Source organism: Neorhizobium sp. BT27B (assembly GCF_050455485.1).
Lineage (GTDB): Bacteria > Pseudomonadota > Alphaproteobacteria > Rhizobiales > Rhizobiaceae > Neorhizobium.
The window spans coordinates 96,751-120,500 of the sequence record NZ_JBCIYT010000009.1 but is presented as its reverse complement, the minus strand read 5'-3'; the positions used below and the strand labels follow the sequence as shown (position 1 = coordinate 120,500).

Below are 23,750 nucleotides of genomic sequence, written 5' to 3'. Positions count from 1 at the left end.
AGCCGGCGACTAGGCGCTGCGATGGGCGAGATCGCCCAACAGGCCGGCAGCCACGGTCACCTTGGCCAGCGTCACATCCGCACCATCGCTCAGCGCGATCAACTCGGCGCTGATGCGGTTGACGCGCTGGCGGTCACCTGCATACCAAGCTTCCACCGGCTTCTTGTCGCGGGCGTGTGTCGAAAGCGCTGCAATAACGATATCGCGGCGGGCGACCGTGATCTGCTGCAGGCTGCGGGTCAGGGCCAGGCTTTCGTAATGATCCGTGGTCGTCACCCGTTCGCCGGAGTCCAGCAGACGTCCGATACGGAAGATTTCGCTGACGGCAAAATAGGCTTCCGTTGCGCGCGCCAGGGATTCGCCGGTGCGTTCGGCAACGACCATGATCTCCGGGGCCAACACGAGTGTCGGCAGAGCGCGCAGTTTGTGCGAAAGTTCCTCCGAGATGCCGGCTGTTTCCAGTTCGGCATCGGCCGGCAGATCCTTCAGGGATGCGCGCATTCCCTTGATCGCTGTGGCCAGACGACGGCCTGCTGTTTCCAGAAGGCCATCGGCAGTCTTGGTCTGCAGGATCAGGCGGGTTGCATCGGCGAAAATATCCTCGACGCGTGCGTAGAGCATGTTCTGGATCGTGCCCGGAAGCTGATTATCGAGAGCATCGATTTCCTGCCAAAGCTGCGGCAGGCCAAAGCTTTCGCGTGCCAGGAAGGCTGCCTTGACGACATCTGCCGGTGTGCTGCCGGTAATGTCGACCATCTGCTGCACAAAACCGGGACCACCGCGATTGATCGTTTCGTTGGCGAGCAAGGTCGCCACGATTTCGCGATGTAGACGATGGCCAGCTATATTGGCGGCGTAGGCCTTCTTCATGCCGGCCGGGAAATAGTCGGCCAATGTGACCGCCATAAACGGATCGTCCGGCAGCGCGCTTTCGAGAATATCATCGAACAGGACAATCTTGGCATAGGAAAGAAGCACGCCAATTTCCGGCCGGGTCAAAGGTTTGCCGGCAATATAACGATCCGCCATGGTCGGGTCGTCGGGCAGGGTCTCCACCTTGCGGTTCAACTGGCCGCGCGATTCGAGAACCGACATCAGGCGCGACAGCACTTCACGGTCCCGCAAGCCCTTGCGTTCGGAAAGCGAGATTGCCAGCGACTGAAGATAGTTGTTGCGTAGGACGAGGGCTGCGACTTCTTCCGTCATCGATGTGAGCAGGCGATTGCGCTTTTCACGCGGCAGGCGGCCTTCCTTCATCGCGGGGCTGAGAGCAATCTTGATATTGACCTCAACGTCGGAAGAATTGACGCCTGCCGAGTTATCTATTGCGTCGGAATTGCAGCGACCGCCAGCCAAGGCATAGGCGATGCGTCCCTTCTGGGTGACGCCAAGATTTGCGCCCTCCCCGATCACCTTGGCGCGGATTTCGCCTGCCGTCACACGGATCGGGTCGTTGGCACGGTCTCCCACTTCAGCATCGGTTTCGGAGGTTGCCTTGATGTAGGTGCCGATGCCACCGAACCACAGGAGATCGACCGGGCTTTTCAGGATTGCCGTGAGAATTTCGAAGGGTGTGGCCGTGGTTTTGCCAAGGTCGATTGCGGCCGCCGCTTCCGGCGTCAACTTCACCGACTTTTCCGACCGCGAAATGATCATCGCACCCTTGGACATGACGGAGCGGTCATAGTCCTGCCAGCTCGAACGCGGCAGCGCGAACATACGTTCGCGCTCGGCAAAGCTTTTTACCGTATCCGGATTGGGATCGATGAAGATGTCGCGATGGTCGAAGGCCGCGATCAGGCGGATTTCGCGTGACAGCAGCATACCGTTGCCGAAAACGTCACCCGACATGTCACCGACACCGGCGACGGTGAAAGGCGTGGTTTGAATGTCGATATCCTGCTCGCGGAAATGCCGTTTTACGGTTTCCCAGGCGCCGCGCGCGGTGATGCCCATCTTCTTGTGATCGTAACCGGCCGAGCCGCCCGAGGCAAAGGCGTCGTCCAGCCAGAAGCCGGCTTCCTGGGCAAGGCCGTTGGCCGTATCGGAGAAGGTGGCTGTGCCCTTGTCGGCGGCAACGACGAAATAGGGATCATCGTCATCGACGCGTACCGTATCTGCCGGGGCGACGACTTCGCCGTCGACGATATTGTCGGTGATCGACAACAGCGTGCGGATATAGGTCATATAAGCAGCGCGACCGGCGTTGAAGATTTCGTCGCGGTTACCGCCGACCGGAAGCTTCTTGGGGAAGAAGCCACCCTTGGCGCCAACCGGCACGATGACGGCATTCTTGACCTGCTGTGCCTTCACGAGGCCCAACACCTCCGTTCGATAATCTTCGCCGCGATCAGACCAGCGCAGACCGCCGCGGGCAACCTTGCCGAAACGAAGGTGCACGCCTTCGACCTCAGTGCCATAGACGAACATTTCACGAAATGGACGCGGCTCTGGCAGGTTGTCGAGCTGTTTCGGGTCAAGTTTGAAGGCAAGCATGGCATTGGGCTTGCCGTTTTCGTCGCGCTGGAAATAGTTCGTTCTCAGAGTCGAATCGATGGCATTGGCGAAACGACGAAACGTGCGGTCGTCGTCGAGATTGGGAACATCGGCAAGCGCTGCTTCGATCTTGTCATGGCGCTCGGACAGTTTTTTGTGGCGCTTCTTGTCGCTCAGTTCTGGATCAAAGCCATCGTGGAAAAGCTTCAGCAGATCGGTGGCGATTTTCGGATATCGCGCCATCGTGTCGGCGATATGGTTCTGTGAATAGACGATGCCGGTCTGGCGCAGATAGCGGGCATAGGCCCGCAGAACCGTCACTTCGCGCGCTGAAACACCGCAAAGCAGGACGAGGCGATTGAAGCTGTCATTGTCGATCAGGCCGAAATAGGCATCGAGAAATGCTTCCTCGAGCTGCGGCGCCTGACGGACGAAGTCGATCTTGCTGTCGGCATTGACGCGCAGTTCCATGTCATGCACGACGACGAGCGTTTTTGCGCCCTGTTGTTCGACTTCAAGCTCAAACGTCTGTTCGCTCAAGACCTGGAAGCCCAGGTTTTCCAGAAGCGGCACGCGGCGTGACAGCGAAAGCTGGCCGGCCTGGTGGAATAGCTTCAGCGAAAGCGTTGTCTCATCGTCGGCACCGCTTCGATAAAACTCGATGCGGATCGGCTCACCATTGGCGCAGGCGTTGATGTCGTCCAGATCGCCAAACACGTCTTCAGGCGTAAAGGCTTCCTGATAGGCCTGGGTTGTGTGCAGCACGGGTTGATGCGGCCCTGCCAATGTCGCAAAACGCTCGCTCCATGGGGTCGCGATATCGCGAATGGTTGCTTCCAGCTTTGGCTGCGGAATGCGCGGCGTCTTGCCGCCTGTTCGTCCGATGATGAAATGGACGCGGGCTATGCCGCCTTCGGGGAAAGCCGGATAATAGGCGGAAACATGTCCTTCGTATGTAGCGGAAAGGTACTCCCCAACCTTTTCGCGCACGTAAGAATTGTAGTTTTCACGTGGAACATAAATGATCACGGATACGAAACGATCGAACTGGTCAATGCGTGGCAGAACCCGTACTCTCGGCCGCTCCGCCAGTTCCATGATCTGTTCGCAGAACCTGATCAGCACATCCGCGTGAATCTGGAAAAGATCGTCACGCGGATAGGATTCGAGCGTGTTCTTGAGCATACGGCCGGAATGGCTCAGCCGATCGAAGCCGAAATGCTCCTTGATGCGTTTGGCTTTAGCGCGAATAAGCGGGATCTCGCTGACCGAATGGGTATAGGCGGTTGCCGTGAACAGGCCGACGACACGCAGCTCACCGATGACCTTGCCAGCCTCATCGAAGCGCTTGATGCCGACATAGTCCATATAGGCGCGACGATGGACGACGGATTTGACATTGGCTTTGGTGACAATCAGGAAATCCGGTCCCTCGAGGAATTCGAGAATTTCCGGCGTGGTCATCACGGCGCTCTTGCCCTGGCGCAACACAAGCACGTCCGGATCGGACAGAATGCCGAGGCCACGTTCGCTGGCGCGCTCGAACTGGGCATTCTTGCCACTGCCCGAATAGGTGTATTCGCGCATGCCGAGGAAGGTGAAATTGTCGTCACGCAGCCATTCGAGGAAGGCGAGTGCCTCATCGCGCTCGGCTTTTTTGCGCGCCACCGCCGTCAGGTCGGTGATCGTCGTATCGAGCCGGGCAAGCATGGCCTGCCAATCATGGATCGCGAGGTGAACCTGGCCGAGAACCTTGTCTATGCGCTGTTTGAGGTCGCTTACCTGCTCCGGCGTCAACAGCGGGATGTGCAGCTGGATCAGGCTGACGGTATGCTCCGAATCGACCGGCGCCTCGCCGGGGTGGAAAACAGGTTCCTTGCCGTCTTCGACATGCAGGATGGGATGAACGGCAAGAGTCAGATCGCGATAGCTGCTGGTCACTTCGCCCATGACCGAGTCGTAGAGGAAGGGCTGATTGTGATCGACGATCGTCAGCACGGACACTGCAGTACCCGCCGGTTCGATTCCGGCCACCGCCTCGATTTGTACGCGAGCGTCCTTGTGGTCCCAGCCGGCCAGCGCCTTTCGAGCCTGCTCGGCAGAAAGCGCGAGCATTTCGGGCGTATAATTCGCAAGGTCGTCCTTGCTTGCCCGGCTGAAGAGGAGATGCGGATCAAGCGCATTCTTGGTTGCGATGCGGCGTGCCGCGTCGATCTGCTTGTCTTTTTTCGGATTGCGCTTCGTTTCCATGGGCATTCCTCTCCCAGATCATTTTATGGCGTCTGCGGCAGACAAACCGAAGCAGACGGTTATCTTATGTTAGCCGATTGCTATCCGGTTATTCCACCGATCAACGAAGACTTGTTGACATAAACCGCTGAAAAACTGATCAACGAACCATTCGATCGAAAGTCTTTTTTCATGTCTGAAAACCCAAGCGCCGTCATCGTCATTTCCAGCCACGTCATACGTGGCTCGGTGGGCAACCGTGCCGCGGTCTTTGCACTCGAAACGCTTGGTTTTCCTGTGTGGGCATTGCCGACTGTGGTTCTTCCCTGGCATCCGGGACATGGTCGCTCGACCCGCATCGTGTTTTCCGAAGAGGAATTCGACAAGGTTATCGACGATTTGATCGCAGCGCCATGGATCGGTGAAGTTAAAGCCGTTTTGACCGGTTATTTCGGTCATCCGGGGCAACCGAAGGCGGTTGCCCGTCTCATACAGGCTTTACGTCAGAAAAATCCTGATGTTTTTTACGTCTGCGATCCCGTGATGGGGGATCTCGGTGGCCTCTACATTCCGCAGGCCACTGCCGAGGCGATCCGCGACGACCTTATTCCGCTTGCTTCTCTTGCTACGCCGAACCGGTACGAGCTGGCCTGGCTTTCGGGTGCGGAACTTGGCAGCAACGCAGAAATCATGGATGCGGCCGTCGCCCTCGGGCCTGCTCGCATGCTGGTAACCTCGGCCGTGCCGATGATGGCTGGTGGAACCGGAAATCTCTATCTGACGGGCAAGCTTGCACTTCTTGCCGAACATCGCCTGATCGAAAACCCGCCGAATGGCCTGGGTGATCTGCTTGCGGCTGTTTTTCTTGCACGGCTTCTTTCGGGGATGGATGAAGAGAAAGCGCTGCAACTGGCAACCGCCAGTGTTTATGAAGTGCTCGCCCGCACAGCCAAGCGCGGTGGCGACGAACTGGCGCTCGAAACCGATTCCGCAAGCCTTTCCACCCCTATGGCAATGGTCCAGCTGCGTCGATTGATCCACCCTTTGCAGAACGTTCGCCGATAAGGCGATATCGTGACCGTTGATTCTCGTCAGCGTGCACGATAAGCGTCTCGTCATGGACGCTTTTCCCGAACCTTTGCTTGCGGGCTACCGCAGCTTCATGAACGGTCGTTACGCAGATGCCAGCGAACGTTATCGCGTGCTGGCCGAGCACGGCCAGACCCCTCACACACTGCTCATCGCCTGTTGCGATTCGCGTGCGGCGCCGGAAGTCATTTTTGACTGCGGTCCGGGCGAGCTGTTCGTCGTGCGGAACGTCGCCAACATGGTGCCGCCATACGAGCCTGACAGCCAGTATCACGCAACGTCCGCAGCCGTCGAATATGCGGTACAGGTCCTGAAGATCGGCGATATCGTCATCATGGGGCATGGTCGTTGCGGCGGCATACAGGCGGCACTTGATCCCGCCATGGAGCCATTATCCGCAGGTGACTTCATCGGCCGATGGATGCAGCTTGTGAAACCCGCTGCCGAGCAGATCCAGAACAACGATCTGATGACGCAGGCTGAGCGGCAGACAGCGCTGGAGCGCGTCTCGATCCGCAATTCGATCAGCAACCTGATGAGTTTTCCGTTCGTGAAAAAGCTTCACGATGAAGGTGCGCTTAGGATCCATGGCGCCTGGTTCGACATATCGACCGGCGAACTCTGGATCATGAACGAGACGGGCGATTTCATCCGCCCGACTCTATGACATGAGTGACGAATAAGGATCGACGGCTTACTTGCCGTCGATCTGCGCGCCGATATGGGCAATTGCCTTCTGATACACAGAGGCGGCATTCCATCCCTGAATAGCGACAAAATTCGGTTCGCCAGGCTGATAGCCTGCACCGGCACGCCAGCCGTGGCCGCGCAGGAAGTTCGCGGTCGATGCCAGTGCATCGGCACGTGAGCGAACCATGTCGATATGGCCGTCGCCATCACCATCTGCACCAAAACGAATGACGTTCAATGGCAGGAACTGTGTCTGGCCGATTTCACCGTGGGCAGCACCCTTGGCGGTGACGCTCAGGTCACCGCGGGCAACGAGCTGCAGCGCAGCATAAAGCTGTTCAGTGAAAAACTCAGAGCGGCGGCAGTCATAGGCGAGCGTGGCGACTGCCGACAGCGTGTGCTGATTGCCAAGGTAGCTGCCGAAACCGGTTTCCATGCCCCAGATGGCGAGGAGCGGGCCGGCCGGAACGCCGTAACGGCGCTCGATCGAGGCAAACAGCGATGCGTTGCTGTTCTTCATGGTGCGGCCACGTGAAATGATCGTCTGGCCACCACGCTTCTTCATGAATTCTTCGAAAGAAAGCTTGAAGCTGCGCTGACCGCGGTCGGCGCGGATGGTGTCGCGATTATAGATGACGTTGGCGAATGAGCGATCCAGCACGGCCGGCGAAATGCCCTTGGAGGGCGCGATCTGCTTGAAATCCTGAACCCAGTTGGCAAAGCCGCTGCTGTCGTTTCCGCATGCCGCTGCCAGGGCAGGTGCCGCGGAAAAACCGAAGCCGATTGCAAGTATTCCGGAGAGGAAAAGCTTTTTCATGCGTGTCAGGTCCATCGTTCCGTTAGAGCAGCGGATAAGTCTATTCGCCGCAGGGCCATCGATATTCAGCTTATGGCAGAGTTTTCAACGCTCGCAACGCAAGGAAGAATGAACAGTTCGTGATCCTGCAGCGATTCGCATTTAAAAACCCCGCTTTTCAGCGGGGTTTTAGTATTACATGCTTACCAAAAGGTTCAGGCGGCCTGCTTGCGCGGCTTGATCAGGCCACGATTGACGAGAAGTTCGGCAATCTGGATCGCGTTCAATGCCGCACCCTTGCGCAGGTTGTCGGAAACAACCCAGATGTTGAGGCCGTTTTCGACTGTGGCATCTTCGCGGATACGGGAAATGTAGGTCGCGTCTTCGCCGGCCGATTCAAGCGGCGTGATGTAGCCACCGTTCTCGTGCTTGTCGATGACGAGGCAACCCGGTGCTTCGCGCAGGATGTCACGCGCCTGGTCGGCAGTGATCTCGTTTTCGAACTCGATATTGACCGATTCCGAGTGGCCGATGAAGACCGGTACGCGCACGGCAGTGCAGGTGACCTTGATCTTGGGATCGAGCATCTTCTTGGTTTCGGCCAGAACCTTCCACTCTTCCTTCGTATAGCCGTCTTCCATGAAGCTATCGATATGAGGAATGACGTTAAAGGCGATGCGCTTTGTGAACTTCTTGGCTTCGACCGGATCGGCGACGAAGACGGCGCGGGTCTGGGTGAAAAGTTCGTCCATGCCTTCCTTGCCGGCGCCGGAGACCGACTGGTAGGTGGAAACGACAACGCGCTTGATCTTGGCAAAATCATGCAGCGGCTTCAGGGCAACCACTAGCTGGGCCGTCGAGCAATTCGGATTGGCGATGATGTTCTTCTTGGCGAAGCCGACAATCGCGTCTGGGTTCACTTCCGGGACGATCAGCGGCACTTCGGAATCGTAACGCCAGGCGGACGAGTTGTCGATCACGACGCAGCCCTGCGCGCCGATCTTCGGCGACCACTTCTTGGAAGCATCGCCGCCAGCGGACATCAGGCAGATGTCGGTGTCGGAGAAATCGTAATGTTCGAGGTTGGAAACCTTCAGCGTCTTGTCGCCGTAGGAAACTTCTGTGCCCTGGCTGCGGGCGGAGGCGAGTGCCACCACTTCATCCGCCGGAAAGCCACGCTCGGAAAGAATGTTCAGCATTTCCCGGCCAACATTGCCGGTAGCGCCTGCGACTGCGATCTTGAAACCCATGATATGCTCTCTTTCTCTTCTCTCCTCGGCTGTGAGGGGAACCGGACATGTCGCCGGATCCTGATCCCCGGCCATACCGGGGAGAGAGCGGTGGGCCAGAGACGTCAGACGATTTTCGTCGTGGTTTTGGCCTTGGTTTTGGAAACAAAGAAGCATCCTCCGGCAGGTTGTGCCGGTTGATCATGGGCAGCGATGTCGAACCGCATATGGGCCATGGTGCTTCCTTTTCGCGCGAATTCATTAAAAGATTTGTGGAGGGAGTCAAGAGCGGTATGGGCGAACCGGTTACGCTGGACAAGCTTGCAGCCTTGGCCTTACACCGGAGCAATGCTTCTTAAGACAGGATCCCAATATCCGTCATGATGACGAATGTGCTTCTTTGCATCACCTCTGCTGCAGTGAGTTGGCTGGTCATATGGCTGATGATTGTCAATGCGGTGCGATTAGGAATGGTGCAGGCGCCTGTCGCACGTTCATCGCACAAGAAGCCCACTCCGACCGGTGGTGGAATAGGCATTGTCGTTGGCGCGGTGCCTGCCTGCCTGTTTTTTGCCGGCAGTGATCCCGTTGCAATGGGGGTATGCGGACTGGGTGTCGTTATCGCTCTCCTGGGGTTGATTGATGACAGAACGCCCCTGCCCGCTTCTGTTCGTTTTCTCGTTCAGGCAAGTGCGGTGGCAGCTGCCATCTATCTTTCGAGCGCTGCTGCTGATTTTTTCGGATCCGAATATGGTGCTCTCTGGCCGCTGGCATTCACATTGCTCCTGCTGGCCGGAGTCTGGTGGATCAATCTTTTCAATTTCATGGATGGTATTGATGGGATAGCCGGCCAACAGTCGGTCATGATGCTGGGCGCGGCCATGCTGGTGATCTGGAGCGATGGCATTCCATTATCGTCGTTCTGGTGGATGATGGCTGCCATTGTCGTCTCGACACTATCGTTTCTCGCTCTCAATTGGCCGCCTGCGCGCATATTCATGGGCGATGCCGGCAGTACATTTCTCGCTTTCATGCTGTTCGCTTTTGCGCTTGTCAGCATGTCTTCGGGATGGCTGACCGTTCCGCAATGGCTGCTTCTCGCCTCGCTGTTTGCAGTCGATGCGACGGTCACTCTGCTGGTGCGATTTATCCGGGGTGAAAATGTCACGCAGGCGCACCGCTCCCATGCCTATCAGCGCTTGTCCCGAAAGGTGGGAGGAGCCCTGCCGGTAACCGGGGCAGCCATTATCTTCAACCTGGTGTTCGTTCTGCCGGTGACCGCTTTCCTCCCTGCATCGCCGATTGTCGCTTATGGTGCCGTGGCGGTTGTTTATGTTCTGCTTGCCGTTGGTTGCCTCTGGGTCGGCGCGGGTCTCAGGGACGACGAGACGGGCGGACATTTTGGGCGTGGACTGCATTAGCCCGGCATAGCCGGCAAAAAGGAGATCTGGCCCTTGATCCTGATCACTGGCGGAAATGGTTTTATCGGTCGTTCCTTGATCGCTTTTATGGAAAAGCGCGCAATGCCTTTCCGCGCGGTTAGCCGCAATCCTGCGCCTGGATGTATGGCTCTTGGAGACATGACGAAGGATCCCGACTGGTCTGTTGCGTTGCGTGATGTGGATGTCGTGATTCATCTCGCTGGTCGTGCACATGTCCTCAAGGAGGAAGCTGATCCGGCGCAGGCATTCCAATCGGTCAATGTCGATGCGACACTGGCACTTGCGCGCCAGGCCGCCGCAACCGGTGTCCGGCGTTTCGTTTTCGTAAGTTCTATCAAGGCAAGTGGGGGCCAGAGCGCCACACGAAAACCTTTCCTCGCGGACGACATGCCGAGACCTGCCGATGAATACGGGCGATCGAAGCTCGAGGCTGAACGACAACTGTTCCAGCTTGGCCGCGACACCGGCATGGAGATCACGGTTGTTCGCCCTCCCCTTGTTTATGGGCCCGGCGTGCCTGCCAATTTCGCGCTGATGCTGAAATGGGCGGGCAGCGGGTTGCCTTCGCCATTCGGTGCCATCAACAATTGCCGGTCGTTGGTTTATGTTGAAAATCTGTGTGACCTGCTGGCGCGGTTATCAGATCATCCCCACGCCGCAGGTCAGGTGTTTCTGGTCAGCGATGGCGTCGATTTTTCGACCGCAGAGCTGTTTTCAAAACTCGCGAAACTGCAGGGAAAGAAACCGATCAACCTGCCCATCCCTGTCGCATTGCTAACCGGCCTTCTACAACTTATGGGAAAGTCAGGTTATCAAGATCGCTTGCTAGCTAACCTTCAGGTAGATATAGGCAAGACCTGCCGCCTGCTGCAGTGGGTTCCGCCGATTTCATCCGAGGAAGGTATGCGCGTGACGGTCGAAAATTTCAGAAACCGGCCGGAAGCGCGGAACTGACCCGATGAAAAAAGATTGTGCCCGGAATATCGGTCGAATTTAGGTGAAATGAGCGTGATCGAATTCTTGCGCTGGATTATTGTCGCAACGCCGCGGTTCTGGAAACGCGCCCTGCTCATCAGCTTTGACTTCTGTGCACTGATGTTTGCGCTTTGGGCTAGCTATGCGCTTCGTTACGCTGAATGGACCCCTCAGATCACCGATGAACGCCTGTTGCTTGGGTTGTTGGCGCCGGTGATTGCGGTTCCCGTCTTCATCAGAATGGGGCTATATCGCGCCGTCCTGAGATACCTGCCGGATACGGCGATCTGGACAATTCTTCACTCCATGGTGATTTCCACCATAATCTGGGTGATTTTTGTTTTCCTGACAGCGATGGCTGGCAGGGATATCGTCCCCCGCTCCGTTCCATTCTTTTATTTTGCCATTGGCGTACTGCTTGTCGGCGGCAGCCGGTTTGCTGCCAAATTCATATTGAGCAGCGGTACAGGCATCCGCCGCGACGAACATCCGATGCTGATCTACGGCGCGGGTCCATCCAGCGTACAGCTGGCGACCGTCTTGCGCGGTCATGGCAAGCGTTATGTTGTTGGTCTGGTCGATGATGATCCCCAGCACCATGGTCGGGACGTCGGCGGTTATCGTGTTTTTCCACCCAACCAGTTGCCGCGACTGATCGAGAAATACGGCATACAGGAAATCATCCTGTCCATGTCTTCGATTCCCGCGAACAGACGCCAGGCGGTTATCAGCCTGGTCAGCGGGCTTGGCGTGAAAATCCGTACTTTGCCCGACATCACTGACCTCGTCGACGGTCGATATCTGGTCAACCAGATCCGAGAGATCGAGATCGACGAGTTGTTGGGCCGCTCCTTCGTTCCGCCGGACCAGACGCTCTTGCGGAGTGTCCTGCATGACAGGGTCGTCATGGTGACGGGTGCCGGTGGCTCTATCGGGTCAGAACTGTGTCGCCTGATCGTGCAGTGGAAGCCGAAGTGTCTCGTGCTTTTCGAGGCTAACGAATTTGCCCTTTACAAAATCGATCGCGAATTGCGCAGCGGCGGTCATCGCGATGTCGTTCCTGTTTTGGCTTCGGTTCGAGATGCGGCACAGGTACGCGCAGCAATAAGTGGCAACGGCGTTGAAGTCGTCTATCATGCCGCGGCTCACAAGCATGTGCCGCTTGTAGAGGCGAATGTGCTTGAAGGCATCAGCAACAACGTTTTTGGAACATTGACCGTTGCTGATGTCGCCTTGTCTTCTGGTGTGGAAAAATTCGTCCTTATCTCGTCGGACAAGGCTGTACGCCCGACCAATGTCATGGGCGCGACCAAGCGTTGGGCAGAACTGATCATTCGCGCCAAGGCGGCGGAAGCAACCAAGGACGGTAATCAGCAGTTTTGCGCTGTTCGTTTCGGCAATGTTCTTGGCTCCAACGGATCGGTCGTGCCGCTGTTTCGCGAGCAGATCGCCAATGGCGGTCCGGTCACGGTGACGGATCCAGACATGACGCGTTATTTCATGTCCATACAGGAAGCCTCCGAACTGATCGTTCAGGCAAGCGCGATGTCGATGGGAGGCGATACTTTTCTGCTCGATATGGGAGAGCCGGTGCGGATAGGTGATCTGGCAGAAAACATGATCCGTCTTGCCGGTTTCACTGTTCGCAATCACCAGAACCTGCCTGGCAGCATTCAAATACAGGTGACGGGCATCAGGCCGGGAGAGAAGCTTTTCGAAGAGCTTTTTTATGACGTTACAAATGCTTTGAAAACCGAGCATCCGAAAATCATGCGGGCCCAGGCAAGCCATTCCGCGCAAGACGTCACGCAAGCGCTACGAGAGCTGCAGACTGCGGTGGATCAGGGCGATGAAACACTTGCCCGCAGCATTCTCTTCGATTTCATCAGAATTCCGTAAAAACCAGAGGCGCTGAACCTCCTGTAAGCCTGTTCTCACTTCAATGTCTTTGGTTGGCGCAAGCGAAGCGGCCGACGCAGGCGTGGAAAGCGTCCCGGCGTGAAGTTGAACAGCAGGCCGTAGCGCGAGAAGGCGATCGCCGTCGCAAATGCGATCCAGGCCCCGAAAGACAGCCCAGCGATGACATCGCTTGGATAATGCACGCCGATAATGACACGTGCCATACCGAGCCAGAGGCCGGCAATCAGGAAGAAGATACGGTAACGTGGCATGAGCAGCGCCAAGGCTGCCATGAAAGCGCCCGCGACCGTGGAATGACCCGACGGGAAGCTTTCAAAATCGAACGCGCCATGGAAAGGCGAAAAACCAAAAATTCCCCATTCCTCGTACTGGGTCGGTCGGGCACGACCAATGGCGATCTTCAGAATATTGGCGATCAGGCTGGATATGGCGACCGACAGGAAAACATAGGCAGCTATATGGGTCGTATAGATGACCTGAAACCGCTGGCGATGCGGCATAGGTCGGCGTGAATAGGCGAATGCGCCGAGAAATGCGAGACCTGCAACAACGAGTATCCATCCCGAACGGGCAAAGTCGGTGACTTTTTCGCCAATGGGAAGAAGTAAGTTCGGTGTATGCGTCGCATATGCACCCATCGGTGCATCAAGTGTGAAGAATGCAATCAGGATAAGATTGACGGCCACAAGGGCATAAGGCCACCAGGCTGGAGAAGCGGAGCCACCGCCATGGCGTTGTCTGCGTTGTCTTAGCTTGGAGAATGTCGACGTCATATTCACCTGTTCTTCAATAAGTACTAGTGGCATGCAGGAACAGGCATATGGGAAACCCGGCGGGCGAAAGCCAGCCGGGCCGATATGCGAAACGGGTCAAGTTCAACACATTTGTGTCAGACGCTGACGTAATCAGGCCGATGCAGCGGCGAATTCGGCAAGGATGGCATCGCCCATTTCGGTCGTGCCGACCTGGCGGCAGCCCTCACCCATAATGTCGCCGGTACGAATGCCCTTGTCGAGCACGGTCGCGATCGCCTTTTCAAGGCGGTCAGCTTCGGCCACCATGTTGAACGAATAGCGTAGGCACATCGCAAACGATGCAATCATGGCGATCGGGTTGGCAATGCCCTTGCCGGCAATATCCGGTGCCGAGCCATGTACAGGCTCGTAAAGTGCCTTGCGATTGCCTGTGTGGGCATCGGGTGCGCCGAGCGAAGCGGACGGAAGCATGCCGAGCGATCCTGTCAGCATGGCGGCAACGTCGGACAACATGTCGCCGAACAGGTTGTCGGTGACGATCACGTCGAACTGTTTTGGGGCGCGAACGAGCTGCATGCCGCCGGCATCGGCCAGCATGTGCTCAAGCTTGACGTCGGAATAGGAGCGCTTGTGAACCTCGGTGACGACCTGGTTCCAGAGCACACCGGACTTCATGACGTTGCGCTTTTCCATCGAGCAGACGGCGTTGTTGCGCGTACGTGCCAGTTCGAAGGCGACGCCGGCAATGCGCTCGATCTCGTAAGTGTCGTAGATTTGCGTATCGATGCCGCGCTTCTGGCCATTGCCGAGATCGATGATTTCCTTCGGCTCACCGAAGTAAACGCCGCCCGTCAGTTCGCGGACGATCAGAATGTCGAGGCCTTCAACCAGTTCCGGCTTCAGTGACGATGCGGAGGCCAGTGCCGGATAGCAGATTGCCGGGCGCAGATTGGCGAACAGCTGCATGTCCTTGCGCAGGCGCAGCAGGCCGGCTTCGGGGCGAACCTCATAAGGCACGCTATCCCATTTCGGGCCGCCGACGGCGCCGAAAAGGACGGCGTCTGCCGCCATCGCCTTGGCCATGTCTTCTTCGGAAATAGCGACACCATGGGCGTCATAGGCGCATCCACCGACAAGGCCTTCATCGAGCACGAAGCCCGTGCCCATCGTGTCGTTCATATGCGCGATGATTTTGCGCACTTCGCCCATCGCCTCAGGGCCAATGCCGTCGCCAGGAAGAAGGAAGATGTTATTGGACATGATATTCCCTTGCATTCGCAGGCTCACCCTCCTTGCCTCGCATTTTGCGATGCCTGGAACTCCGCCCGAACCTGCCGAGGGCGGAGCCGGATATGACGTTCTGATCAGGCCGAGATGGGATGTTGAAAGGCGCCTGAAGAAATCCGCTTCACGAAGATGATGCTAAGGCCGCGGTCAGAGCCAAGGGCGATCGGCCTGCATCTTGTTTTCGAAACTACCGATACTGGCATCGTTCTTCAGGGTCGTGCCGATATCGTCCAGGCCCTCAAGCATGATGTGCTTGCGCGCCGCATCGATGTCGAAGGTAATCGAACCGCCATCCGGGCCGGAAATCGTCTGTGCTTCCAGATCGATCGACAGAATGGCGTTGGAACCGCGTGAAGCGTCGTCCATCAGCTTGTCGAGATTGTCCTGGGAAACGACGATCGGCAAGATGCCGTTCTTGAAACAGTTATTATAGAAGATGTCGGCGAAGGACGTGGAGATCACGCAGCGGATTCCGAAGTCGAGCAGAGCCCATGGCGCATGTTCGCGCGACGAGCCGCAGCCAAAGTTGTCGCCGGCAACGATGATTTTTGCGTTCTGGTAGGCGGACTTGTTGAGCACGAAATCGGGGTTCGGGCTGCCGTCCTCGTTATAACGGGCTTCCGCAAAAAGGCCCTTGCCGAGACCGGTCCGCTTGATCGTCTTCAGGTAATCCTTCGGAATGATCATGTCGGTGTCGATGTTGACGACCGGCAGCGGTGCGGCAACGCCTGTCAGGGTGGTGAACTTTTCCATGGCAAACCTTCAATGGTCTTCTTGTGCAGAAGATCATGCCAATAGAGCAAAATCGGCGGGATTTGAAGGTCGATTCGTCTTCAACCGGTACGGTACCCGTTGGTACGCTCTACCTTAAAGATCAATGATCGTTCCGCGACCGTCGTTCCAGACGCGCATGTTTTCCGGCTTGGCAGTTGTGGCACGTACCGGAACAGGCTTCAGGCGCGACGAAAGCAGGCGGATGCCCGTGAAGATTGCCAGCATGCCGGCAAAGGCGGCTGTCAGAGACGCGGTGAGGACAGCCACAAGTGCGATGACGGCAATACCGGACACAGCAAGGAAGAAGGCGCGGATGTTCTGCATGATTGTTTAAATCCCTTTGTATGCAGGCAATGTGGGGCTTTCACATCTTACTTGCAAGAGGGTTGAGGAGTTGGAAATGATCAAGGCGTGATCACGATATTGCGTGCAGGCTGAAAGCTTGGCACAAAGTGGCATGCCTGATCCTTCCGACATTGTTCGCCTGCGCCGATCCGTTCTCAGTGTTCCTGCCATCAACCAGCGGGCTCTGGAAAAGACCCATATGCTTGATTGCGATGCGGTGATCTTTGATCTTGAGGATTCAGTTGCTCCGGAAAAGAAGGCCGAGGCGCGAGATAACCTTCGCCGATTTTTTGCGGAAACGCCCTTGCAGGGCCGAGAAACGATAATCCGCATCAACGCGTTGGATTCCTGTTTCGGTTTGGAAGACATCGAACTTGTACGCGATCTGGCTCCTGATGCTGTCGCGCTGCCCAAGGTGGACGATGCCGCATCCATCGCATGGCTTGAAGAGCGCCTTTTAGGCCTATCATCGCAAGTACGGATCTGGGCGATGATGGAAACCGCGCGCGGTATTGCCAATGCGGTCGATATCGCCCGCACGGCACGGGATGCCGGAAGCAGGCTCGATTGTTTTGTGATCGGTCTCAACGATCTTCGCAAGGATACCGGCGTTCCGGCCCGGCCAGGACGCACGTATCTCGTGCCCTGGATGATGCAGGTGGTGCTGGCTGCACGCGCCTATGGTCTGGATGTGATCGATAGCGTCTTCAACGATTTTCGAGATCATGCTGCGTTCGATGAGGAATGTATCCAGGGCCGCGACATGGGGTTTGACGGCAAGATGCTGATCCACCCGCTCCAGATCGAAACCGCCAATCGCGCTTTTGGGCCCTCATGTGAAGCGGTGGAGGAGGCGCAGGCGATCATTGCCAGCTTTGCCCGGCCCGAGGCCCAAAATTTCAATGTCATCACCATGAATGGCCGCATGGTTGAACGCCTGCATCTGATGCAGGCGGAAAAACTGGTCGCACAAGCAAACCGCATCGCAGAGCGAAGGAAAAACGCATGAAGCTTTACCGTCTTCTCACCGGGCCGGATGACGCCGCATTTTGTCACAGAGTGACGTTGGCCCTGAACAAGGGCTGGGAACTGGCAGGTTCTCCGGCCTATGCCTTTAATGCCAAGACCGGCGAAATGCAGTGCGCCCAGCCTGTTACCAAGACGGTAGAGGGCAAGGATTACCATCCCGACATGAAGCTCGGCGAACAGTAAGTCCTTATCGTTCGGCAGAAGCGGCGGCGTCTGCGCTTTCCTCGATGCGCTCCATGTCGTCGTCGCTGAGGCCGAAATGATGGCCGATTTCGTGGATCAGCACATGGGTGATAATATCGCCCAGTGTTTCCTCGTTTTCCGCCCAGTAATCCAGGATCGGGCGGCGATAGAGCCTGATCCGGTTCGGCAGCTCACCTGTCTCGACGGTGAAACGCTCCGAAATGCCGCGTCCTTCGAAAAGGCCGAGCAGATCGAAGGGCGTTTCCAAAGCCATGTCTTCAAAAACGTCGTCATCGGGAAAATCCTCGATTTCGATCGTCAGGTTGCTTGTCAGTGCTCGGAATTCTGCAGGCAAGACACCATAGGCTTCGATCGCAAGCGATTCAAAGGCACTGATGGTGGGCGCATGGCGATCACGCCAATCGTCGGTCTGGTCGATACGGGCCATGGGTACTCCTTATGGCCATGCATATATGCTTTTTGAGAAAATTTTTCGAGTGCGGATTCAATGCTCAGCGCAATCGTAATGGGAATCATTTCACATTGCGGTTGACTCCTCAAGCCAGCTCTGGAATCCATAAGAACATAAAGTGAACATATCTGGACGGGAGCTGACGTCATGGCTGGGAAAGCTATGGCGCAGGAGGCAGTCTTTGCCCTGCGTGAAACCATTGCCCGTATGGAGGGCAAAAATATCCGGGCGTTCGATACTTCGGGCGACAGGGCTGAAGAGATCGTTAGCACGCAGGAAAAGCGGGAGCGGCTTCCGTTTGAGGTTGATGCTCTCGATCAGGTGCTCGATGGCGGTTTGCCTTTGGATGGGCTGACTGAAATCCGCACCGGGGCCATGAAGGATGCCGGTGCGGCCAGCGGTTTTACATTGGCCATTGCAGCGCTTGTGCAAAATGAGCGTAACGGCATTTCGGTCGGCCAAGGCGTGGGAAATGGACTGCCGATCCTCTGGATCGCTGACCGTCTCGCCGTTCTGGAAGCCGGCATGCCCTATGCGCTGGGTCTGATGGATTTTGGAATTTCACCACAGACCTTTCTGCATGCGCGGCCTCGCAAGCTTGAGGATGCGCTGTGGCTGGCGGAAGCGGCGGCGGCAAGCGGCGCTTTTGCCGTGACGATTTTGGAAGTGAGCGGCAATCTTCGGCATTTCGGCCTCACCGAAAGCCGCAGGTTGAGCCTTCGCGCCAAAACAGCAGGGCGTCCCCTGCTGATCTTGCGGCAGGCCGGAGAGGAAGAGGCAAGCAGCGCCACTTTCCGTTTTCTGGTCGAAACTGCACCGGCAGCAAACCGGTATCTCGCCGATGGAACCATGCTTGGCGGCAGCATCGGGCATTCCGTCTTTCGTCTCACCCTGGAAAGGAGCCGCAACCCGACTCCATTCTCTCTGCTTCTGGAATGGAATTCCCATGACCGCCGCCTCTCAATTGTTCACACCCCAGCAAAATCTGTCCTTGCGAACGGGACAGCAGCGTATTCTGGCTCTGACCTTTCCAAGATTGTCGATCGATCGGGTGCTGCGGCGGCAATGGGGACACGGCTGGCGTTCGAGCGGGCGTCCTGAAACGGGACCAGTCGTTTGTGTCGCTTTTGCCGACAACACCTTGCGTCTTGTCGGCTGCGATGAAGAGGCGGGCCGGCTGGGCCTTCGGCTCGGGCAGGGGCTGGCCGAAGCACGGGCCATTTGCCCCAATGTGATTGTCATCGACGAAGATCAGGCCGCCGATCACCGGCTCCTCGAAGGCATTGCCGATTGGTGCGACCGTTATACGCCTCTGGTGGCGCTGGAAGGACGCAACGGCCTTTTTCTGGACATTACCGGCTGCGCTCATCTCATGGGTGGCGAAGCCGCCTTGCTGGAAGACATTCTCAATCGCCTTTCCCAGATGGGATTGGAAGTGCGTGGCGCGATTTCTTCGTCTCCGGGCCTGTCATGGGCGGTGTGCCATTATGGCGACAATCGTGTCGTCAGAGATGAAAATCGCGAGGAAGCGCTGGCGCCGCTTCCGGTGGCCGCGCTGCGGCTTGGTCCGAATACGGTTGCGGCTTTACAGAAACTCGGGCTGAAACGTGTTGCCGATCTCATGCGGACGCCACGGGCGCCCCTTGTGCGGCGTTTTGGCGCAGAGGTTATGCTGCGGCTCGATCAGGCCTGCGGCGACGATGAGGAGCCCATCTCTCCACGTCGGCCGGTTGCCAGCCTGTCGGCCGAACGCCGTCTCGCCGATCCGATCAAGTCGGAAGATGACATTCTTTTTGTCACACGGCAGATCGCGCAATGCCTGCTTTCCGGGTTTGAAGCGCGGGGTGCCGGTGGGCGGCTGTTCGAACTGGTGCTGTTTCGCATCGATGGGCAGGTGTCGCGCATTTCGGCTGGTGCCTCACGCCCCTTGCGAGATGCGGACAGGATTACTGCATTGTTCACGGAAAGGCTCGCCTCCTTGCAGAGCCATCTCGATATCGGTTTCGGTTACGAGATCCTGCGTCTCAACGTGCTGCATCATGAGCCATTCGAGAGTGTGCAATCCGACCTGGCTGCCACGGATCGCAGACATTTGTCGCTCTCCACGTTCGTGGATCAGGTGGCGGCTCGGCTTGGGCCGGATTGCCTGCAGACATATCAGTTGCGTGAAAGCCATATCCCCGAGAGAGCGGAGATTTTCGTACCCGCCATAGAGGCTTTGCCGCTCGGCAAACAGATGCCCGAGACCCCTGCGGTTCTTTCGCGTAGTGAACGGCCTCTCCGTCTTTTCCGGGTGCCGGAGCCTCTGGAAAGCTTTGCCGCCGAAATCCCCGATGGGCCGCCGACGCGTTTTCGCTGGCGCCGCCTCACTCACCAGGTGGCGCGGGCGGAAGGCCCTGAGCGACTAAGCCCCGAATGGTGGCTGGATGACGAAGAGGCGGCGACACGGGATTATTTTCGACTGGAATCCACAGCCGGCTATCGGTTCTGGATCTTTCGAAAAGGCCTTTATGATCGCGATCCAACGCAGCGCTGGTTCATGCATGGTCTTTTCGCATGAGGTCCGAACAACGCTTTTTTGAGATCGGCGCGCGCACCAATTTTTCTTTTCTCGAAGGCGCTGCCCGGCCGGAGGAAATGGTGTTTGCTGCGGGCGCGCTCAATCTGTCCGGCATCGGTATTGCGGATCGCAATACCGTGGCTGGTGTCGTGCGTGCCCATAACTATCTGCGTGAAATGCACGAAATCCATGCTCGCCAGACGAAGCAGGGCGTGAAAGCGGATGAGAAGGAGATGCCGGCACCGTGTCGATTCCAACCCGGTGCCCGGTTGGTGTTTTCCGATGAAACGCCGGATATTTTGGCTTATCCCTGCAATCGCCAGGGTTGGGCCAATCTTTGCCGGCTGCTCAGTCGCGGCAATCTGAGAACGACGAAGGGCAGTTGCATTCTGGAAGAGTGGGATATTCTGGAATGGGGAGCGAATATGATGCTCGCCGTTGTCGTCGATCCCGTCCGCATGAGCGACAACAAGGATATCGAGAAGATCGAGCATGTCCTTGGTCTTTTGCGGGGGCGGTTTGGCGATGCAGTCTATCTCGTCCTGTCGCCAATCTATGATGGCAGGGATGCGGTGACGTTGGCGACGCTTGCAGGCATCGCAACCCGTACCGACATTCCGCTCATCGCGACCAATCAGCCACTTTATCACGTTCCCGATCGAAAGCCGCTTTCGGATGTGGTGACGGCGATACGCGAACATGTGACGGTGGCGACAGCCGGTTTTCACCTTGCTCCCAATGCCGAGCGCCATCTGAAGCATGGACGAGAGATGGCGCGTGTTCTTCGGAATTATCCGGAGGCAGTTGCCAATACGGAGCGATTTTTCGAAACGTTGAAATTTTCGCTGGATGAGCTTCAGCACAATTATCCGGACGAAAGTGTTTCCGGTGAAACCCCGGCCAGAACTTTGGAAAGACTGACATGGGAGGGAGCCGAAGAGCGTTTTACTGATGGTATTCCGCCGAAGGTGGAAGAGGCGATCGGCAAGGAACTCGCATTGATTCAGGAGATGGAATACGAGCCATATTTCCTGACTGTTCGCCATATCGTCTGGCATGCCCGCAAAGTCCTGAAAATTCTTTGCCAGGGGCGCGGCTCGGCCGCCAATTCCACTGTGTGTTATTGCCTCGGTATTACCGAGGTGAACCCTGAAAATTCGACGCTTCTGTTCGAGCGCTTTATTTCGACGGAACGCAACGAGCCGCCGGATATCGATGTCGATTTCGAACATGAACGGCGTGAAGAAGTCATCCAGTATATCTACAGCCATTACGGTTTCCGGCATGCCGGCCTGACGGCGGCGGTTACAAGCTATCGGACACGTATGGCCGGGCGTGAGGTCGCCAAGGCGTTCGGACTGTCGGAAGATGTGCAGGCGGCATTGTCCAGCACGGTCTGGGGCTGGTCGGACGAAGGGGTAACCGAGCGCGATGCGAAGGCCGCTGGTCTTGATCTGGAAGACAAGACGACGCGCAAGGTTATGCATTATGCCAGGGAGTTGATGGGGTTTCCGCGCCATCTGACCCAGCACGTTGGCGGCTTTCTCATTACCCGCGACCGTCTTGATGAGGTCGTGCCGATCATGCCGACGGCCATGCCCGGCCGCTACATGATCGAATGGGACAAGGATGATCTCGATACGCTGAAACTGCTGAAAATCGACATTCTGGCGCTCGGCATGCTGACTTGCCTGCGCAAGGCATTCGATTTGATGCGCCAGCATTATGGACGAGACGAGACGCTTGCAGGACTGAACCTGGGCAATCGTCCGGAAGTTTACGACATGATCTGCCGCGCCGATACGATTGGCGTGTTCCAGATCGAAAGTCGGGCGCAGATGAGCATGCTGCCGAGGCTGCGGCCGCGAGAGTTTTACGATCTGGTTGTCGAAGTTGCGATCGTCCGGCCCGGCCCGATCCAGGGAAACATGGTGCATCCCTATCTGAAGCGTCGTGAAGATGAGCGGCACCAGAGGCCGATCACTTATCCGAGCCCGGCACTTGAGGAGGTTTTGAAACGGACACTTGGCATACCTCTGTTTCAAGAGCAGGCGATGCAGATCGCGATTACTGCGGCTGGTTTCACGGCTGCCAAAGCCGATGCATTGCGCCGATCAATGGCAACCTTCAAACGCTCGGGCCGTGTCAATTCCTTCAGGCAGGACATGATCGATGGGATGCTTGAAAATGGATACAAGCTCGATTTTGCCGAAAGCTGCTTCAAGCAGATCGAAGGTTTTGCCGAATACGGTTTTCCGGAAAGCCATGCCGCCTCGTTTGCTCTGCTTGTCTACGTATCGTCCTGGATCAAGACCTTTTATCCCGACGTCTTCTGTACGGCGATCCTCAACTCCCAGCCCATGGGCTTCTATGCGCCATCGCAACTGGTGCGGGATGCGCGCGAGCACGGCGTCGAGGTTCTTCCCGTGGATATCAATGATTCCGGCTGGGATAGCAGCCTGCATGAGGCGCAATTCGATAGGTGGCGGATCGATCGTCGGCATGCCGAAATGCGCGATGTCATCCTGACCAAGCACGCCGTTCGGCTCGGCTTCCGTCAGGTCAAAGGTCTGTCGGAAAAGCCCATGCGCGAAAAACTCGTCGCCAACCGGGGGGAGGGTTATCGTTCGGTGCGAGACTTATGGCTGCGATCCGGCCTCGAAAAGGCTGATATCGAGAAACTGGCAGATGCGGATGCCTTTGGTTCGATCGGCCTGTCGCGCCGCGAAGCGCTGTGGGCTGTGCGTGCCCTCGACGTCAAAAGCACCGTCGAAAAGCTGCCTCTGTTCGATCAGGTCGCTCATCTCGATTTGCAGGTAGAACCGAAAACCCAGTTGCCGAACATGCTGCCGGGAGAGGAAGTGATCGAGGATTATCGTGCGCTTTCCCTCTCACTCAAGGCACATCCGGTGTCTTTCCTAAGGGAGCGGTTTCAGGCGATGGGTGTCCGCCGCAGTGTCGATCTTCTCAATATCCCGAACGGCAGAAAGGTCACGATTGCCGGCCTCGTCCTGGTGCGCCAGCGGCCGGGCTCTGCAAAGGGCGTTATCTTCATGACGCTGGAAGACGAAACAGGCGTGGCCAATGCGATTGTCTGGCCAAAGGTTTTCGAGAAATACCGGCCAGTCGTCATGGGGTCGCGGCTGGTCAAGATCTTTGGCCGCCTGCAAAGTCAGAGTGGCGTCATCCATACGGTGGTCGAACATATCGAAGACATGACCCCGATGCTGGGGCTGCTGCAGACGGAGGTGCGTCGCTTCGCCGTTCTTCCGCGCGCCGATGAAGCTCTGAATGGGTCGCGCCCGGATCCAAGGCAATCGCAGCAACGTCGAAATTCCTATGGAGAGGGACCGATATCAAATGTTCAGCGCGGTTCTGAACCGGCGCAGGTTATGCCGAAAGGCAGAAATTTTCATTGATCCTGCCGGATCTCCATTCGCACCGGAATGGCAAAACAGGAGTTTTGCAAAGCGTGCATA

Annotated in this window: 19 protein-coding genes; 11 read left to right on the top strand and 8 right to left on the bottom strand. The window is 57.1% G+C overall.

Annotated features, from left to right (window positions below; translation table 11 throughout):
- Window positions 1-9 precede the first annotated feature (9 nt).
- Window positions 10-4,746, bottom strand: coding sequence for an NAD-glutamate dehydrogenase (locus AAIH70_RS22695; protein WP_430035749.1), 4,737 nt, complete (start codon window positions 4,744-4,746; stop codon window positions 10-12).
- A 171-nt stretch (window positions 4,747-4,917) separates the two neighbouring features.
- On the opposite strand from AAIH70_RS22695, the gene pdxY reads away from it, so the two are divergent.
- Window positions 4,918-5,790: a pyridoxal kinase PdxY gene (gene pdxY, locus AAIH70_RS22690; RefSeq protein ID WP_132278621.1), complete on the top strand. Its 873-nt coding sequence runs from the start codon at window positions 4,918-4,920 to the stop codon at window positions 5,788-5,790.
- Window positions 5,791-5,842: 52 nt separating this feature from the next.
- Window positions 5,843-6,481: a carbonic anhydrase gene (locus tag AAIH70_RS22685; RefSeq protein ID WP_132278623.1), complete on the top strand. Its 639-nt coding sequence runs from the start codon at window positions 5,843-5,845 to the stop codon at window positions 6,479-6,481.
- A gap of 27 nt (window positions 6,482-6,508) precedes the next feature.
- Here AAIH70_RS22685 and AAIH70_RS22680 read toward each other — a convergent pair whose 3' ends face one another.
- Together AAIH70_RS22680 and AAIH70_RS22675 are read right to left on the bottom strand one after the other, a co-directional pair.
- Window positions 6,509-7,321 (bottom strand): lytic murein transglycosylase, encoded by an 813-nt coding sequence (locus AAIH70_RS22680; protein ID WP_245519311.1) that lies wholly within the window; start codon window positions 7,319-7,321, stop codon window positions 6,509-6,511.
- Window positions 7,322-7,515: 194 nt separating this feature from the next.
- Window positions 7,516-8,550 carry an aspartate-semialdehyde dehydrogenase gene (locus AAIH70_RS22675; RefSeq protein WP_132278627.1) on the bottom strand — a complete coding sequence of 345 codons (1,035 nt, stop codon included), beginning with the start codon at window positions 8,548-8,550 and terminating at the stop codon, window positions 7,516-7,518.
- A 47-nt stretch (window positions 8,551-8,597) separates the two neighbouring features.
- Here AAIH70_RS22675 and AAIH70_RS22670 point away from each other — a divergent pair, with 47 nt between their 5' ends.
- The 4 genes from AAIH70_RS22670 to AAIH70_RS22655 are packed head-to-tail and all read left to right on the top strand — an operon-like array spanning window position 8,598 to window position 12,845.
- Window positions 8,598-8,888 (top strand): hypothetical protein, encoded by a 291-nt coding sequence (locus AAIH70_RS22670; protein ID WP_165932113.1) that lies wholly within the window; start codon window positions 8,598-8,600, stop codon window positions 8,886-8,888.
- 21 nt (window positions 8,889-8,909) lie between these two features.
- Entirely contained in the window at window positions 8,910-9,950 is a 1,041-nt protein-coding gene (locus AAIH70_RS22665; RefSeq protein ID WP_132278629.1) for an MraY family glycosyltransferase, read from the top strand.
- Window positions 9,951-9,983: 33 nt separating this feature from the next.
- Window positions 9,984-10,925: an NAD-dependent epimerase/dehydratase family protein gene (locus tag AAIH70_RS22660; RefSeq protein WP_132278631.1), complete on the top strand. Its 942-nt coding sequence runs from the start codon at window positions 9,984-9,986 to the stop codon at window positions 10,923-10,925.
- A 48-nt stretch (window positions 10,926-10,973) separates the two neighbouring features.
- Window positions 10,974-12,845 carry a polysaccharide biosynthesis protein gene (locus AAIH70_RS22655; protein WP_430035783.1) on the top strand — a complete coding sequence of 624 codons (1,872 nt, stop codon included), beginning with the start codon at window positions 10,974-10,976 and terminating at the stop codon, window positions 12,843-12,845.
- 35 nt (window positions 12,846-12,880) lie between these two features.
- Here the strand turns inward: AAIH70_RS22655 and AAIH70_RS22650 are convergent, their stop codons facing one another.
- The 4 genes from AAIH70_RS22650 to AAIH70_RS22635 all read right to left on the bottom strand — a co-directional run bounded on the left by AAIH70_RS22650 (window position 12,881) and on the right by AAIH70_RS22635 (window position 16,006).
- Complete coding sequence (locus tag AAIH70_RS22650; protein ID WP_132278635.1) at window positions 12,881-13,639, bottom strand: phosphatase PAP2 family protein; 759 nt, start codon at window positions 13,637-13,639, stop codon at window positions 12,881-12,883.
- A gap of 132 nt (window positions 13,640-13,771) precedes the next feature.
- Window positions 13,772-14,881 carry a 3-isopropylmalate dehydrogenase gene (gene leuB, locus AAIH70_RS22645; RefSeq protein ID WP_430035745.1) on the bottom strand — a complete coding sequence of 370 codons (1,110 nt, stop codon included), beginning with the start codon at window positions 14,879-14,881 and terminating at the stop codon, window positions 13,772-13,774.
- Between the two features lie 174 nt (window positions 14,882-15,055).
- On the bottom strand, window positions 15,056-15,661 hold the full coding sequence (gene leuD / locus AAIH70_RS22640) for a 3-isopropylmalate dehydratase small subunit (protein WP_132278637.1): 606 nt from the start codon (window positions 15,659-15,661) through the stop codon (window positions 15,056-15,058).
- Window positions 15,662-15,775: 114 nt separating this feature from the next.
- On the bottom strand, window positions 15,776-16,006 hold the full coding sequence (locus AAIH70_RS22635) for a hypothetical protein (protein ID WP_132278639.1): 231 nt from the start codon (window positions 16,004-16,006) through the stop codon (window positions 15,776-15,778).
- Between the two features lie 133 nt (window positions 16,007-16,139).
- Between AAIH70_RS22635 and AAIH70_RS22630 the strand changes: the two genes are divergently transcribed.
- Together AAIH70_RS22630 and AAIH70_RS22625 are read left to right on the top strand one after the other, a co-directional pair.
- Window positions 16,140-17,036 carry an HpcH/HpaI aldolase/citrate lyase family protein gene (locus AAIH70_RS22630; RefSeq protein WP_132278641.1) on the top strand — a complete coding sequence of 299 codons (897 nt, stop codon included), beginning with the start codon at window positions 16,140-16,142 and terminating at the stop codon, window positions 17,034-17,036.
- A complete protein-coding gene (locus AAIH70_RS22625) occupies window positions 17,033-17,239 on the top strand; it encodes a DUF1737 domain-containing protein (protein ID WP_132278643.1) in 207 nt (68 codons plus the stop codon). Before AAIH70_RS22630 ends, AAIH70_RS22625 begins: the two co-directional genes overlap by 4 nt.
- 4 nt (window positions 17,240-17,243) lie before the next feature.
- Here the strand turns inward: AAIH70_RS22625 and AAIH70_RS22620 are convergent, their stop codons facing one another.
- Window positions 17,244-17,687, bottom strand: coding sequence for a metallopeptidase family protein (locus AAIH70_RS22620; RefSeq protein WP_132278645.1), 444 nt, complete (start codon window positions 17,685-17,687; stop codon window positions 17,244-17,246).
- Window positions 17,688-17,858: 171 nt separating this feature from the next.
- On the opposite strand from AAIH70_RS22620, the gene AAIH70_RS22615 reads away from it, so the two are divergent.
- The 3 genes from AAIH70_RS22615 to AAIH70_RS22605 are packed head-to-tail and all read left to right on the top strand — an operon-like array spanning window position 17,859 to window position 23,690.
- Entirely contained in the window at window positions 17,859-18,812 is a 954-nt protein-coding gene (locus AAIH70_RS22615) for an ImuA family protein (protein WP_245519312.1), read from the top strand.
- A complete protein-coding gene (locus tag AAIH70_RS22610) occupies window positions 18,703-20,271 on the top strand; it encodes a Y-family DNA polymerase (protein WP_281033632.1) in 1,569 nt (522 codons plus the stop codon). The genes AAIH70_RS22615 and AAIH70_RS22610 overlap by 110 nt, the downstream gene beginning before the upstream one ends.
- Complete coding sequence (locus AAIH70_RS22605) at window positions 20,268-23,690, top strand: error-prone DNA polymerase (protein WP_132278649.1); 3,423 nt, start codon at window positions 20,268-20,270, stop codon at window positions 23,688-23,690. Before AAIH70_RS22610 ends, AAIH70_RS22605 begins: the two co-directional genes overlap by 4 nt.
- Window positions 23,691-23,750: the final 60 nt, after the last annotated feature.

Excerpts from the sequence above, each read along its gene's own strand:
- AAIH70_RS22695 (WP_430035749.1), bottom strand. The coding sequence starts at position 4,746 with ATGGAAACGAAGCGCAATCCGAAAAAAGACAAGCAGATCGACGCGGCA.
- pdxY (WP_132278621.1), top strand. The coding sequence starts at position 4,918 with ATGTCTGAAAACCCAAGCGCCGTCATCGTCATTTCCAGCCACGTCATA.
- AAIH70_RS22685 (WP_132278623.1), top strand. The coding sequence starts at position 5,843 with ATGGACGCTTTTCCCGAACCTTTGCTTGCGGGCTACCGCAGCTTCATG.
- AAIH70_RS22680 (WP_245519311.1), bottom strand. The coding sequence starts at position 7,321 with ATGAAAAAGCTTTTCCTCTCCGGAATACTTGCAATCGGCTTCGGTTTT.
- AAIH70_RS22675 (WP_132278627.1), bottom strand. The coding sequence starts at position 8,550 with ATGGGTTTCAAGATCGCAGTCGCAGGCGCTACCGGCAATGTTGGCCGG.
- AAIH70_RS22670 (WP_165932113.1), top strand. The coding sequence starts at position 8,598 with ATGTCGCCGGATCCTGATCCCCGGCCATACCGGGGAGAGAGCGGTGGG.
- AAIH70_RS22665 (WP_132278629.1), top strand. The coding sequence starts at position 8,910 with ATGATGACGAATGTGCTTCTTTGCATCACCTCTGCTGCAGTGAGTTGG.
- AAIH70_RS22655 (WP_430035783.1), top strand. The coding sequence starts at position 10,974 with ATGAGCGTGATCGAATTCTTGCGCTGGATTATTGTCGCAACGCCGCGG.
- AAIH70_RS22650 (WP_132278635.1), bottom strand. The coding sequence starts at position 13,639 with ATGACGTCGACATTCTCCAAGCTAAGACAACGCAGACAACGCCATGGC.
- leuB (WP_430035745.1), bottom strand. The coding sequence starts at position 14,881 with ATGTCCAATAACATCTTCCTTCTTCCTGGCGACGGCATTGGCCCTGAG.
- leuD (WP_132278637.1), bottom strand. The coding sequence starts at position 15,661 with ATGGAAAAGTTCACCACCCTGACAGGCGTTGCCGCACCGCTGCCGGTC.
- AAIH70_RS22635 (WP_132278639.1), bottom strand. The coding sequence starts at position 16,006 with ATGCAGAACATCCGCGCCTTCTTCCTTGCTGTGTCCGGTATTGCCGTC.
- AAIH70_RS22630 (WP_132278641.1), top strand. The coding sequence starts at position 16,140 with ATGCCTGATCCTTCCGACATTGTTCGCCTGCGCCGATCCGTTCTCAGT.
- AAIH70_RS22625 (WP_132278643.1), top strand. The coding sequence starts at position 17,033 with ATGAAGCTTTACCGTCTTCTCACCGGGCCGGATGACGCCGCATTTTGT.
- AAIH70_RS22620 (WP_132278645.1), bottom strand. The coding sequence starts at position 17,687 with ATGGCCCGTATCGACCAGACCGACGATTGGCGTGATCGCCATGCGCCC.
- AAIH70_RS22615 (WP_245519312.1), top strand. The coding sequence starts at position 17,859 with ATGGCTGGGAAAGCTATGGCGCAGGAGGCAGTCTTTGCCCTGCGTGAA.
- AAIH70_RS22605 (WP_132278649.1), top strand. The coding sequence starts at position 20,268 with ATGAGGTCCGAACAACGCTTTTTTGAGATCGGCGCGCGCACCAATTTT.